This window comes from Curtobacterium sp. UCD-KPL2560 (assembly GCF_001705035.1).
In the GTDB taxonomy this organism is placed as follows: Bacteria; Actinomycetota; Actinomycetes; order Actinomycetales; family Microbacteriaceae; genus Curtobacterium.
The window spans coordinates 71,457-88,384 of sequence record NZ_MCIG01000003.1; the positions used below are offsets into that span (position 1 = coordinate 71,457).

Below are 16,928 nucleotides of genomic sequence, written 5' to 3' on the forward strand. Positions count from 1 at the left end.
CCTCGGGGTGGGGCAGCGGGATCAGCGCCCGAACTCGAACCCGGCGCCGGGGATGGCGGCGAGCAGGTCCTTCGTGTACTGCTCCTGCGGCGAGGCGAAGACCTCGTCGGTGGTCGCCTTCTCGACGATCTGTCCCTTGCGCATGACGCACACGTTGTCCGCGACGAGGCGGACGACCGCGAGGTCGTGCGTGATGAACAGGTACGTCAGGCCGAGCTCGGTCTGCAGCTCGGTGAGCAGGTCGAGGATCTGCCCCTGCACGAGCACGTCGAGCGCCGAGACGGCCTCGTCGAGCACGATGACCTCGGGCTTGAGCGCGAGCGCACGGGCCACGGCGATGCGCTGCCGCTGACCGCCCGAGAGCTCGTTCGGGTAGCGGTTCACCATCGACTTCGGCAGCGCGACCTGGTCGAGCAGCTCGAGCACGCGGGCCCGGCGGCTTGCCTTGTCGCCGACCTTGTGCGTCGCCAGCGGCTCCGCGATCGTGTTGCCGACGTTGTACATCGGGTCCAGGGAGCCGTACGGGTCCTGGAACACCGGCTGCACGCGACGGCGGAAGTCGAAGAGCTCCTTGCCCTTCAGCGCGCCGATGTCCGTGCCGTCGAAGGTGACCGACCCGGACGTGATCGACTCGAGCTGCAGGACGAGCTTCGCGACGGTCGACTTGCCCGAACCGGACTCGCCGACGAGCGCCGTGGTGGTGCCCTTCGGGATCGAGAACGAGACGTCGTCGACGGCCTTCAGCTCGCGGCTCTGCAGGTTCTTGCCGCGCAGCTTGTAGACCTTCTCGAGGTTCTTCACCACGATGAGGTCCTCGGCGGGACGCTGCTCGCGCTCGTGGGCGCGGGCGATGAGCTCGTCGTCCTCGCTCCCCGCGTCGGCGATGTCGATGCGCTGGTGCTGCACCTTCGACTGGATGCGACGGCTCGCGAGCGACGGTGCCGCCGCGACGAGGCGCTGCGTGTACGGGTGCTGCGGGTTCGCCAGGATCTCCTTGGACGGACCCGACTCGACGACCTGGCCCTTGTACATCACGACGAGCTTCTCGGCGCGCTCGGCCGCGAGGCCGAGGTCGTGCGTGATGAACAGGACCGAGGTCCCGAAGTCGCGCGTCAGGGTCTCGAGGTGGTCGAGGATGACGCGCTGGACCGTGACGTCGAGCGCCGAGGTCGGCTCGTCGGCGATGAGCAGCTGCGGGCGGCTCGACAGACCGATGCCGATGAGCACGCGCTGCCGCATGCCGCCGGAGAACTCGTGCGGGAACTGCTTGAGCCGGGTCGCGGCGTCGCCGAGGCCGGCCTCCTGCAGCACCTCGACCGCGCGGGCACGGATGGCGTGCTTGCCGGTCGCCATGCCGTTGGCCTTGATGGCCTCCTCGACCTGGAAACCGATGGACCACAGCGGGTTGAGGTTCGACATCGGGTCCTGCGGGACGTAGCCGATCTCCTTCCCGCGGATCTCCGACATCTCCTTGTCGCTGAGCCCGACGAGCTCGCGCCCGTTGAACTTGATCGACCCGCCGGTGACCTCACCGGTGCCGGCGAGCAGCTTGATGATCGCCTGCGCGCTGGTCGACTTGCCGGAGCCCGACTCGCCGACGATGGCGAGGCGTTCGCCCTGGTCGAGGGTGAAGTCCACGCCGCGGACGGCCTGGACGAGACCGCTCTGGGTCCGGAACCCCACCTGGAGGCCGGAGACCTCGAGGAGCGGGGTGCCGGGGGTGCGGCGGCGGTCGGTGGTGGGATCGGTGAGCGTCTCGGTCATCGACGGGCCCTCGCCTTCGGGTCGAGCGCGTCACGGACCACGTCGCCGAGGAGCAGGAACGCGAGCACGGTGATGGACAGGGCGGCCGAGGGCCAGAAGATCGTCGCCGGGTTGGTGCGGATCGACGTCTGCGCGGTGCCGATGTCGAGGCCCCAGCTGAGCGCCGACGGCGGCAGACCGATACCGAGGAACGACAGGGTCGCCTCGGCCACGATGAACGTGCCGAGCGAGACCGTCGCGACGACGATGACCGGTGCGAGCGCGTTCGGGATGACGTGGCGCACGAGCGTGGTGAAGCGGCCGACGCCGAGCGCCGCCGAGGCGGTCACGTAGTCGGACTGCTTCGCGCTGAGCACGGCACCACGCATGATGCGCGCGATCTGCGGCCACGCGAACGCGGCGAGCACGAGCGCGACGGTGATCGCGTTGCGGGCGGGGATGACCGACATGATCACGATCGCGCCGAGGATGGTCGGGATCGAGAAGAAGATGTCGCCGATGCGGGACACGATCGTGTCGAGCCAGCCGCCGTAGAACCCGGCGAGGGCGCCGACCACGATGCCGACGATCGACACGAGGACCGTCGCCACGAGGCCGACGATGATCGAGTTCTGCGCACCCCAGATGACACGGGCGTACACGTCGTAGCCCTGGCGGGTGTACCCGAGCGGGTGGCCCGGACGGGGACCCTCGTCACTGAAGTCGAGGTTCGCCGCACGCGGGTCGACGTGGGTGAACAGCCCGGGGAAGATCGCGACGACCAGCACGAGCAGGATGAGGACGGACGAGATCCAGAACGTCGGACGGGTGCGCATGGAGTCCCATGCGTCCGTCCAGGTGGAACGGGTCTTCTCGTCCTCGTTGACCTGGTCGACCGCCTGCAGCGGCGTCTCCTCGATCGGCGCGACGTAGTGCGTCGCGGAACGGGACTCGGCGTTACTTGGCATAGCGGATCCTCGGGTCCAGGACGGCGTAGAGCAGGTCGACCAGGAGGTTGGCGAGCATGAAGATGATGACCATCACGGCGACGAACGACACGACCGTGGGGCCCTCGCCGAGCTTGACGGCCCGGAACACCGTGCCACCGACACCGTTGATGTTGAAGATGCCCTCGGTGACGACCGCGCCGACCATCAGGTTGCCGATGTCGACACCCAGGTAGGTCACCACGGGGATGAGCGAGTTGCGGAAGATGTGCACCCCGACGACCCGGCGGCGCGGGAGCCCCTTGGCCGTCGCGGTCCGCACGAAGTCGGCGCTCATGTTCTCGGCGACGCTCGCGCGGGTCAGGCGGACGATGTACGCGAACGACACCGACGCCAGCACGATCGCCGGCAGGACGAGCTCCGACCACGGTGCCTGTCCGGAGACGGTCACGCGGAACAGCCCGAGCTGGATGCCGAACACGTACTGCAGCAGGAAGCCGACGACGAAGGTCGGGACCGAGATGAGCAGCAGGGACACGACGAGGGCCGTGGCGTCGAACCACTTGCCCTTCTTGAGGCCCGCGATCACGCCGACGACGATGCCGGCGACGGCCTCGAAGACGAGCGCGAGGATCGCGAGGCGTGCCGTGATCGGGAAGGCCGACGCGAGCTGCTGCGAGACCGGCAGGCCCGAGTAGGTCACGCCGAGGTCGCCCTTGAAGACCCCGCCGATCCAGAGCAGGTACTGGACGATGAACGGCTTGTCCAGGTTGTACTGCTGCCGGAGCTGCTCGATCACCTGCGGCGTCGGCTGGCGGTCGCCGAACAGCGCGGCGATCGGGTCGCCGGGCAGCGAGAAGACCATGAAGTAGATGAGGAACGTGGCCCCGAAGAACACGGGGATGAGTTGCAGGAGGCGCTTGCCGAGGTACCAGAGCATCAGATCGCCCGGTCCTGTGCGGCGCGCATGTCGTTCAGGTTCATGTCGTGAGGGGTGGACGGTCCGCGGGTCGGCACGGGTGTCCGGTGCGGGCGGCGGCGCCCGCGGTTGTGGGGGAAGGTGTGACCGCCGTGGTACGGGGGCCCGAGGACCGTGTGGTCCCCGGACCCCCGTCCGGTGGCCGCGGAGCAGGATACCTGCTCGCGGTGTGTCTCCGAGGAGACGGGTGTTACTTCTTGACCTCGACGTCGTAGTACAGCGGCACCGAGTCCCAGCCGAACTTGACGTTCGACACGTTGTCAGCGGACCAGACACCGGTCACGTTGGCGTACCAGAGCGGGATCTCCGGCAGGTCCTGGAACAGCAGCTCCTGGGCCTGGTCGAAGTACTTGTTGCCCTCCTCGACGGAGGACGCCGAGCGGCCCTTGGCGAGCAGCGCGTTGTACTCCGGCGAGTCGTAGCGCGCGTAGTTGCTCGACGAGCCCTTGCCCATGGTCGGGCCGAGGAAGTTGTACAGCGACGGGTAGTCGGCCTGCCAACCGGTGCGGCTACCGCCCGTGAGCTTGTCGTTCTTCTGCGCGTCCAGGGCTTCCTGGAACGTCGGGATCGCCTTGCCCTCGGCCTTGATGCCGAGCGTGCTCGCGATGGAGTTCGTGACCGCGGTCACCCATGCCTCGTGGCCACCGTCGGCGTTGTAGGCGATGGTCAGGGTCTCGTCGTACGGCGAGATCTTGTTGGCCTGGTCCCAGAGGTCCTTCGCCTTCGACTTGTCGTAGTCGAGGACGTCCGAGCCCTTGAGGTCGTCCGACCAGCCGGCGATGACCGGGGACGTGAAGTCCTTGGCCGGGGTGCGCGTGCCGTCGAAGATCTTGTCGGTGATCTGCTTGCGGTTGATCGCCATCGAGATCGCCTCGCGACGCAGCTTGCCCTCTTCACCCTTCCAGTGGTCGAGGTAGTAGGGCAGGTAGAAGCCCTGGAAGATCGCTGCGGCCTGGTTGACGTTCGAGTCGGGGAAGTCCGACTTGTAGGTCTTGAAGGCGGCGTCCGGGATCGCGTCCAGGATGTCGAGGTTGCCACCCTGGACGTCCGCGTAGGCGGTGTCCTGCGTGGTGTAGAACGTGATCGTCAGACCACCGTTCTTCGGCTTGCGCTTGCCCTCGTAGTCCTTGTTGGTGACGAGCTTGATGGACTGGTTGTGCGTCCACGCCTTGTCGTTCGCCAGCTTGTAGGGACCGTTGCCGATCGGGTTCTCGCCGAAGGCCTTGGTGTCCTTGTAGAACTCCGACGGCAGCGGCATGAAGGCCGAGTAGCCGAGCGACAGCGGGAAGTCCGACTGCGGGGAGTTCAGCGTCACCGTGAACTCGGAGTCGCTCTTGACCTTGAGGCCGGTGAGCTCCGAGTCCTTCTCGGCGTCGTAGCCCTGGATGTTCTCGAAGAAGTAGTTCGCGCCCTGCGCGTTCGAGAACTGGGAAGCCCAGTTCCACGCCTTCGTGAAGGACTCCGCCGTGACCTTCTCGCCGTTGGTGAAGGTGTAGTTGGTGTTGAGCTTGATGTCGTAGGTCTTGGAGTCATCGGTGGTGATGCTCTTCGCGACCTCGTTGACCGGCTTGCCCTTGGCGTCGTACGAGACGAGGCCCTCGAAGATCGACGTGATGATCTTGCCGCCACCGGTCTCGGTGGAGTTCGAGGGGATGAGCGGGTTCTGGGGTTCGCTGCCGTTGGTGGTGACGATCCCGGACGCGTTCGTCGAGCCCGAGTCACCGCCGTTGCTGCTGCTGCTGTTGGTCGAGCAGCCGGTCAGGGCGAGTGCTGTGGCCCCGAGCACGGCGAGGGCTGAGAGCCCAGCGCGCTTCTTGATCAAGGTTCCTCCTGGTGCATGGGACGCGCCAGGCACAGAGGTGCTACCGGGCGCGCTTGTCCTTGCACTGTAGGCAGTGGCGCGACCGCCGACCAAACCCTGCGGCCATCGGTTACAAACCGGAAACCAAGTTGCACGATCCTTGCGGCAGGATGCAAGTTCCGTGCGCTCTACGGCTCGTAGAGCGGATTCGTTGCTTCTGCAACGAACTTGTTGCACTGCTCGACAGCCTTGTGCAAGCAGCCGGCCACCTCGATGTGGTGGAGCGCTCCGACCCTCGAGGCCCCCCTGGGACCGTCCGGGACCACCTTCGGACCCTGTGTGCGGCCAGCCGCGCTGGTCTGCCACCGACAGCGCCACCGACAGCGCCACCGACGCAGCGAGCCCCGCCCGGCAGGACCGGACGGGGCTCACGTTACCCCCTTCCGGGGGTGTGTGACGCGATCAGGCGAAGGCCTCGATCGGCGGGCAGGCGCACACGAGGTTGCGGTCGCCGTACGCCTGGTCGATCCGGCGCACCGGCGGCCAGTACTTCCGGGCGACGATCCCGGGCGTCGGGTAGACGGCCTGCTCGCGCGTGTAGGGGTGCGTCCACTCCCCCGTGATCGCCGACGCCGCGGTGTGCGGCGCGTTGACCAGCGGGTTGTCGTCGGCCGGCCACTCGCCCCGCTCGACCGCTGCGGCCTCGGCACGGATCGCGAGCATGGCGTCGACGAAGCGGTCGAGCTCGGCGAGGTCCTCGCTCTCGGTCGGTTCGACCATGAGCGTGCCCGCGACGGGGAAGGACATCGTCGGCGCGTGGAAGCCGTGGTCGACGAGGCGCTTCGCGACGTCGTCGACCGTGATGCCCGTGGTGTCCCGCAGGGGCCGGAGGTCGAGGATGCACTCGTGCGCGACGAGCCCCGAGTCGCCGGTGTACAGGACGGGGAAGGCGTCGCGCAGCCGCGCCGCGACGTAGTTCGCCCCGAGCACCGCTGCCTCGGTCGCCCGGGTGAGGCCCTCGAGCCCCATCATCCGCACGTACGTCCACGTGATCGGCAGGATGCTCGGGCTGCCGTACGGTGCCGCGCTGACCGGGCCACCCGCGTGCGCGAGCCGACCCTCGACCGTGACGTCGGCGGAGGAGGAGCCCGGCCGACGGTCCGCCTGCTGGGCCATCGGGTGCGCGGGGAGGAACGGCGCGAGGTGCGCCTTCGCCGCGACCGGACCGACACCCGGACCGCCACCGCCGTGCGGGATGCAGAAGGTCTTGTGCAGGTTGAGGTGCGACACGTCGCCGCCGAAGTCCCCGAAGCGGGCGTGCCCGAGGAGCGCGTTGAGGTTCGCGCCGTCGACGTAGACCTGGCCGCCGGCGTCGTGCACGGCGTCGCAGATGTCGCGGATGTCGTGCTCGTACACCCCGTGCGTGGACGGGTACGTGACCATGAGCGCGGCGAGCTGGGCGCCGTGCTGCGCGGTCTTCGCGCGGAGGTCGTCGAGGTCGACGTTGCCGTTCTCGTCGCACGCGACCACCACGACGCGCATGCCGGCGAGGACCGCCGACGCCGCGTTCGTGCCGTGCGCGCTCGACGGGATCAGGCACACCGTGCGCTCGGTGTCACCGTTCGCCAGGTGGTACCCGCGGATCGCCAGGAGGCCGGCGAGCTCGCCCTGGCTGCCGGCGTTCGGCTGCAGGGACACGGTGTCGTACCCGGTGACCTCGGCGAGCCAGGTCTCCAGGTCGCCGATCATGTCGAGGTACCCCGTGACGTCGTCGGCGGGCGCGAACGGGTGCACGTTCGCGAACTCCGGCCAGGTCACGGCCGCCATCTCGGTCGCCGCGTTGAGCTTCATCGTGCAGCTGCCGAGCGGGATCATGCCGCGGTCGAGCGCGTAGTCCTTGTCCGACAGGTGCTTCAGGTACCGCATCATGCGGGTCTCGCTGCGGTGCGCGCTGAACACGGGGTGCGTCAGGTAGTCGCTGCTGCGCAGCAGGCCGGACGGGAGGCCCGTGGTCGCGTCGCGCACGGCGCGCTCGGTCGCCGGGACGGTCGCGTCCACGGCCCCGAACACGTGGGCGAGCGCGCTCACGTCGTCCGGCGTGGTGGTCTCGTCGACCGACACCTGGAACGTGTCGGCGTCGACCTGGTGCAGCAGGTAGCCGGCGTCGCGGGCGGCGTCGACGAGCGCGCCCGCACGGCCCTCGGCGCGGAGCACCAGCGTGTCGAAGAACGCGTCGTGCTCGACGGCGAGTCCGGCGTCGCGTGCCGCCCCGGCGAGGGCGCCCGTCGTCCGGGCGACGCGGTCCGCGATGAACCGCAGCCCCTCGGGGCCGTGGTAGACCGCGTACATCGAGGCCATCACGGCGAGCAGGACCTGCGCGGTGCAGATGTTGCTCGTCGCCTTCTCGCGGCGGATGTGCTGCTCGCGGGTCTGGAGGCTCAGGCGGTAGGCCATCTGTCCGTCGGCGTCGAACGAGACACCGACCAGGCGACCGGGCAGCTGGCGCTCGAGACCGGCACGGACGGCGAGGTACCCGGCGTGCGGGCCGCCGAAACCGAGCGGGACGCCGAAGCGCTGGCTCGTGCCGACGGCGACGTCGGCGCCGAGGTCGCCGGGGCTGGCGAGCAGCGTCATCGCGAGCAGGTCGGCCGCGACGACGGCGATCCCGCCGCCCGCGTGGACGCGCTCGATGGTGGCGCTCGGGTCGACGACACGGCCCGAGGCGCCCGGGTACTGCAGGACGACACCGAACGCGCCGTCGAGCTGCTCGTCGGACGGACCGGACACCGCGTCGAACCCGCGGAGCTCGATGCCGACGGCGTCGGCGCGGTGGTCGAGGAGCGCGCGGGTCTGCGGCAGGAGGTCGGCGTCCACGAGGAACGCGTCGCCCGTCACCTTGGACGCACGACGGGCCAGGAGCATGCCCTCGACGACGGCCGTGCCCTCGTCGAGCATCGACGCGCCGGCGGTCGCCATGCCCGTGAGGTCGGAGACCATCGTCTGGAAGTTGATGAGCGCCTCGAGCCGGCCCTGCGAGATCTCGGGCTGGTACGGCGTGTAGGCCGTGTACCAGCTCGGGTTCTCGAGCACGTTGCGCTGGATCACCGCGGGCGTGTGGGTGCCGTGGTAGCCGAGACCGATCATCGCGCGGCGGACGGTGTTGCGGGATGCCTTGGCGCGCAGCTCGGCGAGCGCCTCGGTCTCGCCGACGGCGGCCGGGATCGAGGAGCGCTCGACCGGGGCGGCGTGGATCGACTCCGGGATCGCCGCGCGGACGAGGGCGTCGAGCGACGGCTGCCCGACGACCTCGAGCATGGTGCGCTGGTCGGCCGGCGTGGTGCCGATGTGCCGGTCGGCGAAGGTGGTCTGCAGGTTCTCGTCCCGCGTGACCGTGGGCTGCTGGTTCGCGTCGAGGGTCGTCATGCGATGGACGCCCGGTACGCGTCGTGGTCCATGAGGTCCTCGGGGAACGAGGTGCCGTCCACCTTGAGCTTGACGAGCCAGCCGGTGCCGAACGGGTCCTGGTTGACGGTGTCGGGTGCGTCGACCACGGCGTCGTTGATCGCGACGACCTGGCCCTCGATCGGCGCGAACAGCTCGCCGACGCTCTTGGTCGACTCGATCTCGCCGATCTGCTGGCCGGCGGTCGTCGTGGTGCCGACGGCGGGGAGCTCGACGTAGACGACGTCGCCGAGCTGCTCGGCGGCGTGGTCGGTGATGCCGACGGTGACGGTGTCGCCCTCGACGAGGAGCCACTCGTGGTCGGCGGTGTACTGGAGTGCGGTCTGGTCGGTCACGGGGCTCAGCCTCTCGGGGTGCGGCGGTAGAAGGGGAACGGGACGACGGTGCTGGGGACGGCGGTGCCGCGGACGTCGATGTGGAGGACTCGTCCCCCGTCGGCGTCCGAGACCGCGGCGAGCGCCGCCGGGTCGACGAAGGCCATCGCGACGGGGTGCCCGAGCGTCGGCGACAGCGCCCCGCTCGTCACGGTGCCGACCACGGCACCGTCGAGCTGGACGTCGTAACCGGCCCGGGGTGCGCGCCGGCCCTCGGTGACGAGGCCGACGAGCACGCGGGCGTCGTCGGCCGGCACGACACCGGCATCGCCGACGAACGATCCCTCGGTCGCGACCACCCGGCCGAGCCCGGCCTGCGCCGGACGGACCTCGGTGCTCAGTTCGTGCCCGTAGAGGGGCATGCCGGCCTCGAGCCGCAGGGTGTCGCGCGCGGCGAGACCGGCCGGGACGACACCGCGGTCGGCGCCGGTCTCGAGCAGCGCGTCCCACAGCGCGACCGCGACGTCCGGGGCGACGTAGAGCTCGAAGCCGTCCTCGCCGGTGTAGCCGGTGCGGGCGACGAGCACCTCGCTGCCGTCGAACGTGGCGTGCAGCACGCGGTAGTAGCGGAGCTCGTCGAGCGGGGTCTCGGGCTGCAGGCGGTCGGCCACGACCAGGGCGTCGAGCGTGCCCGCGGCGGCGGGGCCCTGGATCGCGACGAGCGCGGTGGTGTCCGAGTCGTCCGACACCACGACGTCGAAGCCGGCGGCGCGTTCGGTCAGCGCGGCGACGGCGACCTCGCGGTTGGCAGCGTTCGCCACGACCAGGAAGACGTCCTCGTCGGTGCGGTAGACGACGAGGTCGTCGAGGATGCCGCCGTCCTCGGCGAGCAGGAGCGAGTACTTCGCCCGACCGACCGGCATCGCGCCGAAGGTCCCGGCGAGCGCGTGGTCGAGGAACGGGACGGCGTCGGAACCGGTCACGCCGACCTCGGCCATGTGCGACAGGTCGAAGACACCGGCCGCGGTGCGCACGGCGTGGTGCTCGGCGAGGTCGGACGAGTACCGCACGGGCATCCGGTACCCGGCGAAGTCGGTGAAGCTTGCGCCCGCTGCTTCGTGCGCGGGTTCGAGGGGGGACGAACGCATGACGGAGTTCTCCTGGCATCGGCAGGTCCCGACGGCCGTCGTCGGGCGGAACTCCCCCTCTGTCATGGGCCTGAGAGTTTCACCGCGGCCCGTGAGGTCCGGCGGCTTTCACCGTGGGCGAGACACGGGCCGGTCCCGGTGGGGGACCCGTGGCTGCTTTTCAGAGTGGCCTGTCCGCTGCGGTCTGGGACCTGAGAGATTGACGGGGAGGTTGCTCCTTCGGTGCCGGGCGCGTGCGCTCGACTCTCCCGCGGCGGGTGATCGGCCGGTGTTCAGTTGTCCGGGACGAGCATAGCGATGCCGCGTTTCCGGCATGTGACGGATCCGGGCTGCGGAGGACGTTCGACGACTCGTAGAATGCGGGGATGGCAGGACAGCGATCGCGCCCCCGCGGGCAGCTCGAACAGGCGGTGCTCGAGACGCTGTGGTCGGCGGACACGGGGATGACCGCGCGACAGGTGCTGGACGCGTTCCCCGAGCCGCGGCCGGCACTGACGACCGTCCTCACCGTGCTCGACCGGCTCGGCCGCAAGGGCCAGGTGGACCGGCAGGAGCACGACGACGCACCCCTGACCTTCCGCGCCGTGCACACCCGTGAGCAGCAGACCGCGTCGCTCATGTCGAACGCGCTCGCCGCCGCCTCCGACCGCGAGGCCGCCCTGCTCCAGTTCACCGGCTCGCTCGCCTCGGACGACCTCGACGTCCTCCGCCGGGCCCTCGACGCGCGAGCGCGTTCCTGACCGGGCACCGCCAGTGGTCGTCGCCGGGGTCGCGCTCGTCGTGTCCGCTCTCGTCGTCGTGGTGGTCGCCCCCCGGGTGCTGACCCGTTCGGCGTGGACGATCAGCCACCCGCGCACCGCACTGGTGTCGTGGTCGCTCGCGGTCGTGCTCGGGGTCGTCGGCTTCGTGCTCGGCATCGCGTTCGTGGTGCTCGCCGACCGACCGCTCACCGACCCGTTCCGGCTGGACGACTCCCCCACGCACGGCCTGAACATCGGCGTCGCGCTCCTCGCCGTGCTCGCCTTCGTCGTCGCGGTGCGGGTCCGGCCGGGCGCCGACCAGGTCGCCGTGCGCGAGGCGATGCGGGCCGGGGCAGCACCGCACCGTGAGATCGACGGCACCCCCGTCGCCGTCGTCGAGGCGGACCACGCACTGGCCTGTGCCGTCCCCGGCCGGGAGGGCGGGGTGCTCGTCAGCACCGGGCTCGCGGACCTGCTGCGGACCGACGAACTGGAGGCCGTGGTCGCCCACGAACGCGCGCACCTGACCCAGCGCCACGCGGTCGCGGTCGCGGTCGCCGAGTCGATCGAACGTGCGGTCCCGTGGGTGCCCGGCGCGCGCGCCATGGCGCGCTCGACGCGCGTCCTCGTCGAGTTCGCGGCGGACGACGCGGCCGCACGCCGCGTCGGGCGGGACGCGCTGCGTCGGGCGGTGCTCGTGGCGGACGGGACGAGCGCACTCGGGGCGATCCGCGCCTCCAGACTGGAGTAGCGGCCACCGTCGGAGGTGAGGCATAGGGTGAACGCACCGTGAAGCCACTGACCGAAGCAGACATCCGTTCGTCGTTCGTGAACGCCACCCCGGAGGAACTCGAGCAGCTGCCGATCCCCGGCCTGCACGAGATGCTCTGGGACGAACGCGAGTTCCTCGGCTGGCGCGACCCGCAGGCCGCCCGCCGCGGCTACATCGTGTCGTGGGTCGACGACCGTCCCGTCGGGATCGTCGTGCGCTCCGCCGGTGGGTCGCTCCGCCCGGGGATCGCCGCGATGTGCTCCTTCTGCCACTCCCCGCAGCCCGCGACACAGGTCCGCCTGTTCTCGGCGGCACGCGCGGGCGAGTCCGGACGCAACGGCAACACGATCGGCTCGTACATCTGCGAGGACCTCGGGTGCTCGATGCTCATCCGCACCGCCCCGCCGCACCTGAACCCGCCGGCGACCATCGCGATGCGTGGCGAAGCGCTGCTGCGCCGGGTGCAGAACTTCACCGCGGACGTGTCGAAGACCGCGTGAGCCGGTTCGCGACCGCTCGTTGGGCCGTCGTCGAGGAGCTCGGCGACGGACGGTGGCGACTGTCGGTTCGGGACGAGGCGGACGACGAACTCGGCGCGTTCGGGCTCGGGGTCGAGGGGGCGTGGGACCCGGACGTCGAACCGCACGTGGGGTTCGTGCTCGTGCAGCTCGGGGTGACGCTCCGTGGGGCACGGCCGTGGCACGAGGACGAGCTCGGGGACCAGCGGGCGGCGGTGCTGCCGCTCGGTTGAGTGGCAGCGCGGTCGGTCGTCGGGACGGGGCTCGGTCGCATCGTCAGGGCTCCGTCGCATCGTCGAGGCTCGCTGCCGGGCCGGGGCTCGATGCCGGGCCGGGGATCGCTGCCGGCCTGCGCCGTCAGCGCTCGGTCGCGGCGATGAAGTTCCGCAGGATCTCGCGGTCGTCGTCGGCACGCACCGCCCAGTGCAGCTCGCTCCGGTGGTCGCCGTCCAGCGGCAGCAGCACGACCGTGTCCGGGGCCGCGAGCGTCGCGCTCTCCGGTGCCACCGTCACCCCGAGCCCCACCCCGACCAGGTGCAGCACGGTGGCCCAGGTCGTGGCCTCCTGGACCACCTGGGGGCGGCGTCCGTCCACGACGACGGGAGCCAGGTTGCGCTCCGTCGCCACCGCACCGGCGATGGGCGGGAAGAACACGAACGGCTCGTCGACGAGCTCGGTCCCGGCGATGCTCGCCCGGCCGGCGAGCCGGTGCCCACGCGGGACCGCCGCGACGAACCGCTCGGTGCGGAACGGCAGGAGCCGCACGGCCGGGTCCGGGTCGGGGTCGCGCACGACGGCCAGGTCGAGCTCGCCGCGGACGATCCGGGCGAGGAGCGTCGACGAGTAGCCCTCGGTGAGCTCCACCCGCACCAGGGGGAAGCGCTGCCGGAACACCTGGACGCGTTCGACCGGTCCGAGGGGCAGCGCCGAGACGACGAACCCGACGTCGAGCCGACCGACCTCGCCACGGCCGACCCGGACGACCTCGTCGAGGTCCCGTTCCGCCTGCTCGAGCAGTGAGCGCGCACGACCCTGCAGCACCCGCCCGGCGGGGGTGAGCGCGACGCTGCGCGACGTCCGGACGAACAGGTCGACGCCGAGGTCGCGCTCGGTGCGGCGGATCTGCTGCGACAACGCCGGTTGTGCGATGCGGAGCCGTTCGGCGGCCCGACTGAAGTGCAGTTCGTCGGCCACCGCGAGGAACGCCCGGAGCTGGCGCAGGTCCACATCCATGCACGCAGCGTACTGATCCACCGTGATCGGTATTGGACGTGCATGCATCGATCGTCCGAGGATGGACGCATGCCCGACACCGCTGCTGCCGCTGGCGCACCCGCACCCGCACCCGCTTCCGACCCGGCCTCGGCCCTGGCCATCGTCGAACTCGCGACGCCCGCCGATGCCGATGCGTTCCGCACCCTCAACGAGGCCTGGATCGAGCGGTACTTCACGCTCGAGGACGAGGACCGCGCGATCCTGGGCGACCCGGCCGGCCGCATCGTCGAGCCCGGGGGCGCCGTGTTCGTCGCCCGTCTGGACGACGAGGTGATCGGGTGCATCGGCCTGATGCCGGTCGGCGACCGGGTCTTCGAGCTCGTGAAGATGGCGGTCTCCCCCGCGCACCAAGGGCACGGCACCGGCCGGAAGCTCATCGCGGTCGCGCTCGACCGGGCACGGGAGCTCGGTGCTCGACGCGTCGTCCTGGAGAGCAACAGCCAGCTCGCGAGCGCCGTGCACCTGTACGAGGCGTTCGGGTTCCGGCACCTCGGGCACGACGAGGTGGCACCGAGCCCGTACGTCCGGGCGGACGTGCACATGGTGCTCGACCTGGCGTGACCGGACCGGCGGTAGCGTCGGGCGCGATGGACATCCGCTCGCGTCAGGACGCCGACCTCGTGCCCCTCGTCGAGGTGCTCCGGCGGACACACGAGGGCGGGTACCCGGCGCACTGGCCCATCGACCCCGAGCGATGGCTGTCGCCGCCCGGGTTCCTCGCGGCGTGGACGGCGCTGGTCGGCGACGTCCCGGTCGGCCACGTGGGGCTCGCTGCTCCCGATCCGGACGCACCGCCGCTGGTCACCCGCCTGCTCGTCCACCCGGACCACCGCGGACGCGGGGTCGCCGACGCCCTGATGGCGACGGTCGAGGCGACGGCCGGTGTCCTCGCCGGGCCGGCCCGCGGCCTGCAGGTCCTCCGGCTCGACGTCACCGAGGAGACGCCCGGAGCGTGGCGGCTGTACGAGCGGCGTGGGTGGCAGCTGACCGGACGCCGACCCGCCGACTGGCGGAAGCCGGACGGGTCCGTCCCGGTGGTGCGCTGGTACGAGAAGCGTCTGGGGTGAGCCGGTACGCTCGCGGCATGGCGACGTACCAGGTGCAGGCCGTCCGAGAGCGCGGCGCGTGGCAGGTGTTCATCGAGGGGACCCTCGTCACCGAGGTGGTGCGGTGGCCGTCCGTCGCCTTCGTCGCCCGCGAGTTCCTCGCGATGGACCGTGACGACGACCTGCGGATCCAGGTGGTCGGTCGCAACCAGTACGTCGACGCCTGACCCCGTCCCCGTTCCCTCAGCCGGCCGTGCGCGTCCGGGAGTAGGCGCTGCCGTCGGCGTCGCGCACGACGAGGCCGAAGTCGACCAGGTACCGCCGGAGCGTCACGGGATCCTCGTGGAACCGCCGGAGTCGCTCGGTGACGGCGCGTTCGTCGAGGACCTCCTCCGGGGTGAGCGCCTGCTCCACGACCCACTGCAGCACGGCTCGACGGTCCGCGGGCGATGCCGGGTACTGCGCGATCCGGCCGTCCTCGAGGAAGCGCTCGACGCCCTGCGGTCGCGCTGACGATCCGGCCGCCAGCGCGGCGGCGAACACCTCCGGTCCCGCGACGTACCCGCCGTCGTCGGTGACGGTCACGAGTCCCACGCGCTGCAGCGCCCGCAGTGCACGTCGGGTCCGGGCCGGGAGCTGACCGCCCTCCCCGTCCCCCGCAGGCGACGACACCGCGCCGAGGGCGACCTGGGCGTACACCCGCCGACGGTCGTCGTCCGCCAGCACGGCGAAGACGGGTCGCCAGTCACGTCCGGTGTGTCCGGTCACGTCGGTCCCCTCCTGTCGGTCCTCCGCACGTGCAGCTCGGCGCGACGGATCCGATCGCCCCGGGGTGCTCTGCTGACGCCAAGGCTCCCACGCCGCTGCCACGCCGTCCGCACGCCGCGTCGCAGCGCGGGATCCCGGCCCGTCGGCCACGGCCACGGCCACGGCCACGGCCGCTGGTCACGCCACGTGCCAGACCAGCCCCTCCTGCGCCCCCGACGGGTACGCCGCCGCGATCCGGTGCACGGCCTCGCGCAGCGTCTCCGGCGAGCAGGCGAGGTTGAGCCGGGCGAACCCCCGCCCCTGCGCGCCGAACCCGAGCCCCGAGTTCAGCGCCACGTAGGCGTTCTCGCGCAGCGGCACGGCCGGGTCGTCGCCGAGCCCGATCCCCCGGAAGTCGAGCCACGCCAGGTAGCCGGCGCGCGGACGGGTGTAGACGACGCCGGGCAGGTGCTCGGCGAGCAGGGTACCGAGCAGCCGTTCGTTCGCGACGATCCGCCCGACCACCTCGTCGAGCCAGTCCGTCGCCAGGCTGAACGCCGCGAGGTTCGCGTGCAGCCCGAGGATGCTCGTGCGGCAGGCGACCTCCTCCCACAGCGTCTCGAGCAGGGCGGCGGTGCGGTCGTCTCCGGCGACGATGACCGAGCACTTCACGCCGGCGAGATTCCACCCCTTGCTCGCGCTCGTCACGCAGACGCTGCGCGCACCGGCGGCCTCGGCCACCATCGCGAACGGGGTGAACCGGACGCCGGGGTGGGTGAGCGGCGCGTGGATCTCGTCGCTGATGACCAGGACGTCGTAGCGCGCGGCGAGGGCGGCGAGCGCCTCGAGGTCGGCGCGGTCGTGCACGAGTCCCATCGGGTTGTGCGGGTTGCAGAGCAGGAACACCCGGACACCGTCGGCGAAGGCCCGCTCGAGGCCGTCGAGGTCGAGTCGGTAGACGCCCCACTGCTCGGCGAGCGGCACCTCCTCGACCTGACACCGTGCCTCCTCGACGAGTTCGAAGAACGGCGGGTACACCGGCGGCGTGATCGCGACGCGGCCGCCGTCGGGCAGCGCGAGCCGCAGCGTCTCCACGATCCCGACGCTGACGTCCGTCGCCAGGTGGACCCGTGCCGGGTCGACCTGCCACCCCCACCGTTCCGCTGCGAACCGCGCGAACGCGGGCGCGAGCGGTCCCGGTCCGTCAAGGTAGCCCAGGTCCGACTGCTGCACCCGCTCGACGAGCGCCTGCCGGATCGCCGGCGCGACGTCGTGGTCCATCTCGGCGACGAACAGCGGCAGCACCTCGGGTGCGTACCGCGTCCACTTGATGCTCGTCCGCACCCCGCGGAGCGTCCCGACCGGGTCCTGCTCGTCGTCCGCCATGCGTCCCAGCATGCATCGGCCGGGAGGCGCGGTGCGACTCCGGCCGTCAT

Annotated in this window: 17 protein-coding genes and 1 riboswitch; of the genes, 7 read left to right on the forward strand and 10 right to left on the reverse strand. The window is 71.1% G+C overall.

Annotated features, from left to right (window positions below):
- Positions 1-21 precede the first annotated feature (21 nt).
- The 7 genes from BEP24_RS01905 to gcvT form a co-directional block, all read right to left on the reverse strand.
- On the reverse strand, positions 22-1,764 hold the full coding sequence (locus tag BEP24_RS01905) for an ABC transporter ATP-binding protein (RefSeq protein WP_065959690.1): 1,743 nt from the start codon (positions 1,762-1,764) through the stop codon (positions 22-24).
- Positions 1,761-2,711: an ABC transporter permease gene (locus BEP24_RS01910; RefSeq protein WP_065959692.1), complete on the reverse strand. Its 951-nt coding sequence runs from the start codon at positions 2,709-2,711 to the stop codon at positions 1,761-1,763. The genes BEP24_RS01905 and BEP24_RS01910 overlap by 4 nt, the downstream gene beginning before the upstream one ends.
- On the reverse strand, positions 2,701-3,630 hold the full coding sequence (locus BEP24_RS01915; RefSeq protein WP_065959693.1) for an ABC transporter permease: 930 nt from the start codon (positions 3,628-3,630) through the stop codon (positions 2,701-2,703). The genes BEP24_RS01910 and BEP24_RS01915 overlap by 11 nt, the downstream gene beginning before the upstream one ends.
- A gap of 229 nt (positions 3,631-3,859) precedes the next feature.
- Positions 3,860-5,491, reverse strand: a complete 1,632-nt coding sequence (locus BEP24_RS01920) for an ABC transporter substrate-binding protein (protein WP_065959694.1) — start codon at positions 5,489-5,491, stop codon at positions 3,860-3,862.
- A gap of 441 nt (positions 5,492-5,932) precedes the next feature.
- Positions 5,933-8,893 carry an aminomethyl-transferring glycine dehydrogenase gene (gcvP, locus tag BEP24_RS01925; RefSeq protein ID WP_083229991.1) on the reverse strand — a complete coding sequence of 987 codons (2,961 nt, stop codon included), beginning with the start codon at positions 8,891-8,893 and terminating at the stop codon, positions 5,933-5,935.
- A complete protein-coding gene (gene gcvH, locus BEP24_RS01930) occupies positions 8,890-9,267 on the reverse strand; it encodes a glycine cleavage system protein GcvH (protein WP_065959696.1) in 378 nt (125 codons plus the stop codon). Before gcvH ends, gcvP begins: the two co-directional genes overlap by 4 nt.
- Positions 9,268-9,272: 5 nt before the next feature.
- On the reverse strand, positions 9,273-10,394 hold the full coding sequence (gene gcvT, locus BEP24_RS01935; protein WP_253181531.1) for a glycine cleavage system aminomethyltransferase GcvT: 1,122 nt from the start codon (positions 10,392-10,394) through the stop codon (positions 9,273-9,275).
- Between the two features lie 170 nt (positions 10,395-10,564).
- A riboswitch (glycine riboswitch) is annotated at positions 10,565-10,655 on the reverse strand.
- A 104-nt stretch (positions 10,656-10,759) separates the two neighbouring features.
- Between gcvT and BEP24_RS01940 the strand changes: the two genes are divergently transcribed.
- Genes BEP24_RS01940 through BEP24_RS01955 form a run of 4 tightly spaced genes read left to right on the forward strand, consistent with a single transcriptional unit; the run spans position 10,760 to position 12,657 of the window.
- Complete coding sequence (locus BEP24_RS01940) at positions 10,760-11,134, forward strand: BlaI/MecI/CopY family transcriptional regulator (RefSeq protein ID WP_065959699.1); 375 nt, start codon at positions 10,760-10,762, stop codon at positions 11,132-11,134.
- Positions 11,135-11,147: 13 nt separating this feature from the next.
- Entirely contained in the window at positions 11,148-11,885 is a 738-nt protein-coding gene (locus BEP24_RS01945; RefSeq protein ID WP_065959703.1) for a M56 family metallopeptidase, read from the forward strand.
- Positions 11,886-11,923: 38 nt separating this feature from the next.
- Positions 11,924-12,406: an FBP domain-containing protein gene (locus tag BEP24_RS01950; protein WP_065959705.1), complete on the forward strand. Its 483-nt coding sequence runs from the start codon at positions 11,924-11,926 to the stop codon at positions 12,404-12,406.
- Positions 12,403-12,657 carry a hypothetical protein gene (locus tag BEP24_RS01955; RefSeq protein ID WP_065959710.1) on the forward strand — a complete coding sequence of 85 codons (255 nt, stop codon included), beginning with the start codon at positions 12,403-12,405 and terminating at the stop codon, positions 12,655-12,657. The genes BEP24_RS01950 and BEP24_RS01955 overlap by 4 nt, the downstream gene beginning before the upstream one ends.
- 124 nt (positions 12,658-12,781) lie before the next feature.
- Here BEP24_RS01955 and BEP24_RS01960 read toward each other — a convergent pair whose 3' ends face one another.
- Positions 12,782-13,657: a LysR substrate-binding domain-containing protein gene (locus tag BEP24_RS01960; RefSeq protein WP_065959712.1), complete on the reverse strand. Its 876-nt coding sequence runs from the start codon at positions 13,655-13,657 to the stop codon at positions 12,782-12,784.
- A 69-nt stretch (positions 13,658-13,726) separates the two neighbouring features.
- Here BEP24_RS01960 and BEP24_RS01965 point away from each other — a divergent pair, with 69 nt between their 5' ends.
- The 3 genes from BEP24_RS01965 to BEP24_RS01975 are packed head-to-tail and all read left to right on the forward strand — an operon-like array spanning position 13,727 to position 14,972.
- Complete coding sequence (locus BEP24_RS01965) at positions 13,727-14,260, forward strand: GNAT family N-acetyltransferase (protein WP_065959713.1); 534 nt, start codon at positions 13,727-13,729, stop codon at positions 14,258-14,260.
- 26 nt (positions 14,261-14,286) lie between these two features.
- The gene (locus BEP24_RS01970; protein ID WP_065959714.1) at positions 14,287-14,766 is read left to right on the forward strand and encodes a GNAT family N-acetyltransferase; all 480 of its coding nucleotides are present in this window, start codon (positions 14,287-14,289) and stop codon (positions 14,764-14,766) included.
- A gap of 17 nt (positions 14,767-14,783) precedes the next feature.
- Complete coding sequence (locus tag BEP24_RS01975; RefSeq protein ID WP_065959716.1) at positions 14,784-14,972, forward strand: hypothetical protein; 189 nt, start codon at positions 14,784-14,786, stop codon at positions 14,970-14,972.
- 16 nt (positions 14,973-14,988) lie between these two features.
- Here the strand turns inward: BEP24_RS01975 and BEP24_RS01980 are convergent, their stop codons facing one another.
- Both BEP24_RS01980 and BEP24_RS01985 read right to left on the reverse strand, forming a co-directional pair.
- Entirely contained in the window at positions 14,989-15,513 is a 525-nt protein-coding gene (locus tag BEP24_RS01980; protein WP_065959717.1) for a DUF2087 domain-containing protein, read from the reverse strand.
- Positions 15,514-15,690: 177 nt separating this feature from the next.
- Positions 15,691-16,878, reverse strand: a complete 1,188-nt coding sequence (locus BEP24_RS01985; RefSeq protein WP_253181532.1) for an aminotransferase class I/II-fold pyridoxal phosphate-dependent enzyme — start codon at positions 16,876-16,878, stop codon at positions 15,691-15,693.
- Positions 16,879-16,928 lie beyond the last annotated feature (50 nt).